Source organism: [Phormidium] sp. LEGE 05292 (assembly GCF_015207735.1).
GTDB lineage: Bacteria > Cyanobacteriota > Cyanobacteriia > Cyanobacteriales > Aerosakkonemataceae > Floridanema.
Map to the genome: position 1 here is coordinate 1 of NZ_JADEWG010000238.1, position 6,839 is coordinate 6,839.

Annotated in this window: 3 protein-coding genes; all 3 read left to right on the forward strand. The window is 42.9% G+C overall.

The annotated features are described in order from the left end of the window. A partial coding sequence (locus IQ264_RS33295) for a hypothetical protein (RefSeq protein ID WP_228061938.1) occupies positions 1-196 on the forward strand: 196 nt, incomplete at its 5' end. A gap of 472 nt (positions 197-668) precedes the next feature. Continuing rightward, the gene (locus IQ264_RS30790) at positions 669-5,621 is read left to right on the forward strand and encodes a PAS domain S-box protein (RefSeq protein ID WP_193986223.1); all 4,953 of its coding nucleotides are present in this window, start codon (positions 669-671) and stop codon (positions 5,619-5,621) included. A 19-nt stretch (positions 5,622-5,640) separates the two neighbouring features. Continuing rightward, on the forward strand, positions 5,641-6,732 hold the full coding sequence (locus IQ264_RS30795; protein WP_193986224.1) for a hybrid sensor histidine kinase/response regulator: 1,092 nt from the start codon (positions 5,641-5,643) through the stop codon (positions 6,730-6,732). Positions 6,733-6,839: the final 107 nt, after the last annotated feature.

Below are 6,839 nucleotides of genomic sequence, written 5' to 3' on the forward strand. Positions count from 1 at the left end.
AACCGGATGGGGGGACAAGGGGACAAGGAGACAAGGGGACAAGGGGAAAGATGATTTTTCCGTTGTTTGCATTATCTCTCCTTCACAAATCAATTTCTCCGTTGAAAATGAATTAGCCCTGCCCATCACCCCACCTCCCCATCTCCCCATCTATTGTTTTTGTGCAAGAACGATCGCCTTAAATTACAAAATATAGAGATTTTTTCCATCCCAGACTTGACGGAGATTTCCCACTGTCTTTATCAGTACATTCTCGGAACTCCCATAATAAGGTTTTGATATAAAATTAAAAAAACAATTAAATTTATCAGAAAAATTTTCCTATGTCACAAATACTAGTAATGCTGGGTTACGGTAGGGGAAATAAATTTTTGGTTTTTCCCTTGATGTGATCGCCGTAGTTGAATTTACCCTACGAGAAAAAAGAGTTTGATAATTGTTAAATACCTGGGAGAAGCCAATTTTTACTCCGGCTATCAACCCAAGCTGGGACATAGAAAAAAATATGCAGCACGGCAGAAATGATTGAGCAGTTGAAAACTTCTTAAAAGCTGAATATAAAAGCCTTCTGCCTTGGAGCAAATATTTGTTTCATGTTCCCTGTTCCCTTCCCTCAGCAAAATGTCCCGCAAGGGCGATCTGATAGTCATTAAAACTAACACTAAACCATGATCTCTGGAAATCCCATCACAGAAATTGTGCTAGAACAAGCAATCATTTTCAATCCTTTGATTGTTGCACCTGATGTTTCACTCGCCTCAGCGATCGCTTGCATGAGTGCAGCACGAGCAACTTGCTCTCTGTTAGAGCATTCTGGGATAGAAAGGAACCTCTTGCAAACGGATAGCCGTGCTAGTTGCTTGTTAGTGATGGAAGATTCTCGGCTGGTGGGGATTTTGACAGAGCGTGATGTAGTGCGCCTGAGTGCTCAAGGGCGATCGTTGAAAGATCGATCGCTTGCCGAAGTCATGACTCCTTCTGTCATAACCTTACGGAAATCTGAGTTTAGCGATATCTTTGTACCTCTACATATTTTACAAAGACATCAAATCCGACATCTGCCGCTGTTGGACGATCGGGGACAGGTAATTGGATTGTTGACTCATGAAAGCCTGCGTCAACTGCTGCGTCCTGTAGACTTGCTCCGGCAGCGATTAGTCTTAGAAACTATGACATCTGAGGTGATCTATGCTTCACCAGAAACCTCCGTCTTGCAGATTGCCCGACTGATGACAAAGCATCGAATCAGTTCAGTGGTGATTGTTGAGACTCAGGAAGCAACAACGGAATCAGAAAATGGGCGACTTTCTCAAAAACCGATCCCGATTGGCATTGTGACTGAAGGGGATATTGTTCAATTTCAGGCATTGAATTTGGACGTTAATCAGATTCAGGCGCGGGGAGTGATGAGTACTCCCCTGTTTGCTGTTCGCCCATCGGATTCCTTGTGGGCAGCTAAAAGTTTAATGCAAGAAAAACGATTGAGTCGGGTAGTGGTGACAGGCGATCGCGGAGAATTAGTAGGTATTGTCACCCAAAGTACACTGTTGAAAACACTGAACCCACTGGAAATGTATAAGTTAGTGGAGGTGTTAGAGAAAAAGGTTTCTCGTTTAGAAGCCGAAAAAGTGGAGTTGCTAGAAAAGCGCAATACAAAACTGGAAGAGCAAGTGCAGCAACGGACAGCAGAACTGCAAAAACAGACTGAACGAGAACAGCTTTTGAGTGTTATCGCCAGTCGGATTCGCACTTCTTTGGCAGCGCAAAGCACGCTTGATACTGTAGTGAAGGAAGTGCAGCAATTTTTGCAGTGCTCGCGCGTCCTGATCTACCAATTTAATTCGGATTGGAGTGGTAGAGTAAAGGCGGAAGCGGTGTTACCCGGATGGCAATCTGCTTTGGGGGATACGATCGCAGATTCTTGTTTCCAACAGAAGGCTTACCAGTTGTATGCTCAGGGGGAAAAGCAAGCAATCTCCAACATTTATGAAGCGGGCTATTCTAAGTGCCACATCCAATTGTTAGAACGTTATCAAGTCAAAGCAAATCTTGTAGTGCCTATTTTAGTGGAGCAGCAACTTTGGGGTTTGTTAATTGGGCATCAATGTCAGAGCGATCGAATTTGGGAACCTAATGATTTAGAACTTTTGGATCGGATTGCAGTGCAAATAGCGATCGCAATCCAACAATCTCAAGCTTACGAAAAACAAGAGCGAGAAATAACCGATCGCAAACAAGCTGAGGCAGCATTTCAAAATTTAGTTGAAGGGGCAGCGGGAATCGGGGGTGAGAACTTCTTCTCAGAACTAGTGCGGTATATTGCGGAAGTCTTGAAGGTTCGTTATGTAATGGTTGCCACCCAAAAAGATAATTTGTTGCAATCTGCCGCTCTCTGGTTAGATGGTCAAGTGCAGCCAAATGTCACTTACTGCATGGAAAATACACCCTGCAATTTGGCAGTAAACCAGGGAGAATATTTATGCTTGAGAGGCGTGCAGCAGCAATTTCCCACAAATGGGGCACTAAAAACACTGAATGCCGAAAGCTATCTTGGGGTTGCTCTCACTAATACCCAAGGAGAAATTATTGGATGTTTGGCTGTTGTGGATAGCAAACCGTTAACCCAACCCCAATTAGCGATCGCAATGTTACGAGTATTTGCCGCGCGGGTGAGTGCAGAACTGGAACGGCAAGCTGCGATCGATGCTTTGAAGCGACTCAATGAAGAACTAGAAGAACGAATTGCACGACGCACGATCGAACTACGACAAAGCGAGGAACTATTTCGGCAGATTTTTGAACAAAGCCCCGTAGGAATTGCCATTTCCGATTTAGAAGGAAACTTAACCCGCGTCAACTCTAGCCTGGTGCAGATCGCGGGCTATTCTAAAAAAGATTTATTGCAAATATCAATTCAAAATATCCTTTCTATCAATGGGCAACAGCAGGGTGTCAAACTGCTCGATCAATTACTAGAAAAAACTTTATCTGTAATTACCTTTGAATCACAAATTGTTTCTCAAAAAGGTGAAATCTTATGGGTCAATGTTACTAGTTCTTTGATTTTTAATGCCTTTGGACGACCATCGGCAATGGTTCACTTAATTGAAAATGTTAGCGACCGCAAACAGGCAGAAGCAAAACTGCTCAAGATCACCAGCCTACAGGAAGCCATCCTTAACAGCGCTGATTATTCGATTATCTCTACTGACCCAACAGGGATAATTCAAACATTCAATTTAGCGGCGCAACGGATGCTGGGCTATACAGTCGAGGAGGTTGTGGGCAAAGTAACTCCTGGGTTAATTCACGACCGCGCCGAGGTACAAAAACGGGCAATTGCTTTGTCTGAAGAAATGGGTAGAGTGATTGAACCTGGATTTGAGGTATTTATTGCCAAAGCGAGTCAGGGAATTAGCACTGAGGAAGAGTGGACTTACATTCATAAGGATGGATCTCGTTTTCCAGCTTTGTTGTCTGTGACTGCACTACGCGATCGTCAGGCAGAAATCACTGGATTTGTGGGCATAGCAAAAGACATCACTCGGCAAAAACAAGCTGAAGAGAAATTGCACCGCATTCTCCAAGAATTATCTGATTTTAAATATGCGTTGGATGAAGCAGCAATTGTCGCGATCGCCAATGCCAAAGGTGTCATCACCTACGCTAACGATCGATTTTGTGAAATCTCAAAGTATTCTCGTGAGGAATTAATTGGCAATACTCATCGCTCGATCAATTCTGGCTATCATTCTCCAGAGTTCTTTGCCCAGATGTGGAAAATAATTAGCAGCGGAGAAACTTGGCGGGGAGAAATTCAGAATCGGGCAAAGGATGGCACTTACTACTGGGTTGATACCACTATTGTTCCGTTCTTAAATGACCAGGGCAAACCTATTCAATACCTATCTATCCGCACGGATATCAGTACCCGTAAACAAGCAGAATTCCAGCAAAAGCAGGCGGAAGCAAAAATCCGCCAAGCAAATGACCAACTATTATTAACTAATGCGGAACTAGCTAGGGCAACTCGTCTGAAAGATGAATTTCTGGCAAATATGAGTCATGAATTACGAACTCCGCTCAATGCGGTTTTGGGAATGACTGAAGGTTTGCAAGAGGGAGTGTTTGGGAGTATTAGCGATCGTCAACAACAAGCGATTCAAACCATTGAACGCAGCGGTAAACATTTGCTGGAATTGATTAACGATATTCTAGACTTATCTAAAGTTGAATCTGGCAAACTGGAGTTACAGATTGAACCTGTTAGTGTTAATTATCTCTGTCAGTCGAGTTTGACTTTTGTTCGCCAACTAGCAGTTAAGAAGAATATTGAACTTAGTTCCGAAGTGCCTCCAGGATTACTTGATGTCGCAGTTGATGAACGTCGCATCCGTCAGGTTTTGATTAATCTGCTCAACAATGCGGTTAAATTCACCCCGGAGCGCGGTAGTGTCAAGCTAGTTGTACAAACAGAAATACAACCGGAACAGTCTTTTCTGATTTTATCAGTGATCGATACTGGGATTGGCATCGATCAAGCAGATATGAACCAGCTGTTTCAGTCCTTTGTTCAGATCGACAGTAGCTTAAATCGCCAATACGCAGGGACTGGGTTAGGGTTATCATTAGTCCGCCGATTGACTGAATTACATGGTGGTACTGTAACTGTAACTAGTGAAGTGGGACAGGGAAGTTGTTTTACAGTTCGATTACCTTATCTCACCACCTGCGAACTTTCCTCTCCCAAGATCCAACCAATCAATACTGTTTCTTTCTCACCTAACAACTTACGAGTATTAATTATTGAGGATTCTCTGGCTTCGGTTGAGCAAATTTCTCGGTATGTCAGAGAAGTTGGGATGGAGGCTTATGTTTATTCTTATGGTGAAGGAGCGATCGAAGAAGTTCTGCGAATTGACCCAGCTTTAATTATTCTGGATATTCAGTTACCCAATCTTTCCGGTTGGACAGTGCTCAATCAACTGAAAATGCGTCCTCGGACAAAGGATATTCCGGTTGTGGTGACTTCGGTTATGGATGAACGATCGCGCGGGTTGTCGTTAGGTGCCCTAGAATATCTGGTTAAACCAGTGACGCGGAATCAACTACACAGCATTCTGAAACCATTACGATCGCCGCAATCTGTAGAGGCGATTCATGAATCGCCCAGACAACAGCAAAACGAGTCTGAAAAAACTACAGTAGCGAAAGCAGCCCAAGCTGCTGTAACTCAACAAACAAAATCTTCTCCCTTAATTTTGTTGGCAGAAGACAACGAAGCTAGCATGGTGACGATTTCCAGCTATCTCAAGGCTAGAGGCTTTCTTCTACTCCTAGCAAAAGATGGAGAGGAGGCAATTACCCTAGCCAAAAATGACAATCCCGATCTCATTCTCATGGATATCCAAATGCCAAAGGTGGATGGATTAGAGGCAATTCGGCAAATTCGGGCCGATCGAAGGTTGGTAAACATTCCGATCGTTGCCTTAACAGCACTGGCAATGCCGAGCGATCAACAAAAATGTATTGTAGCAGGAGCAAATGAGTATGTCCCTAAACCAGTGAAACTCAAAACCCTGGTGGAAAAAATTCAAACTTTGTTAGTTGCGACTTTGTAAACGAGGTGGTGAACCAAAAATGGAAGAGTATCCGTCAATTCTCGTCATTGATGATGAGCCTGATAATTTTGATGTGATTGATACCTTGCTAGACAATACGGGTTATCAATTGAATTATGCTTCTAATGGTGAAAAGGCACTAGAACTGCTGGAATCGTTTCTGCCCGATCTGATCTTGCTAGATGTGATGATGCCCAATATGAGTGGCATTGAGTTCTGCCAAATATTTAAGGGAAATCCCCTCTGGCAGCATATTCCTGTAATCATGGTAACGGCACTGACTAATAAAGAAGATTTATCTCAGTGTTTGACTGCTGGTGCTGATGATTTTATTAGCAAACCTGTGAATAGTTTAGAACTGCGTGCTAGAGTGCGATCGATGTTGCGAATCAAGCAACAATATGATGCCCTGCAAGACACGCTTCGTTTGCGCGAAGATCTGTCCCGAATGGTGGTTCATGATTTACGAAATCCTCTGAGCAGTATTGTGCTAGCCGCAGAGATGATCCAATTACCCAACTTTTCACCGGAACGCCTACAGCACAAAGTTAATCAAATTCTTATCGCCACTCAACAGTTGGAGTCTTTAATTGATACTCTGCTGTTAATGGCAAAAATAGAGTCAGGAAAGATGCTGCTAAATCTAGTAGAAATCGATCTTTGTGGACTCTGTACTAGAGTAGTCAAAGATCTCAGTGCCATTGCAGGTCAAAAAAAACTGGAGTTAGTGCTTAATCTACCTGAATCTGGTCATTATATAAACGTCGATGTTGCCTTGTTTCGGCGAATTTTGGAAAATTTGTTATCCAATGCGATGAAATTTTCGCCTTCAGGTAGCAAGATTCTATTAACAGTAAATTATCCTGCACCCAAACGAGTAAAAATTCAGGTGATTGATTCGGGCCCAGGTGTAGATGCTAATTTAAGACAGAGTATTTTTCAGCGATACGAGATTGGCACTCTCATGAAAGATACTTCTCAAATTGGCTTGGGGCTAGCCTTCTGTAAAATGGCAGTTGAAGCTCATGGTGGTCAAATCCATGTTGAAGAGAATTATCCCCAGGGCGCAATTTTTACGATCGATCTCATTACTGACCTCTCTGAGTCTTAACTTTTAAAATAAAACGTTTAATCCCTTCAATTCAAGTAATTTTTTTCCTTTTATAGGAATTGAAGAGGTAGTCATTATCTTCCCCATCCCCCCATCTCCCCATCTCC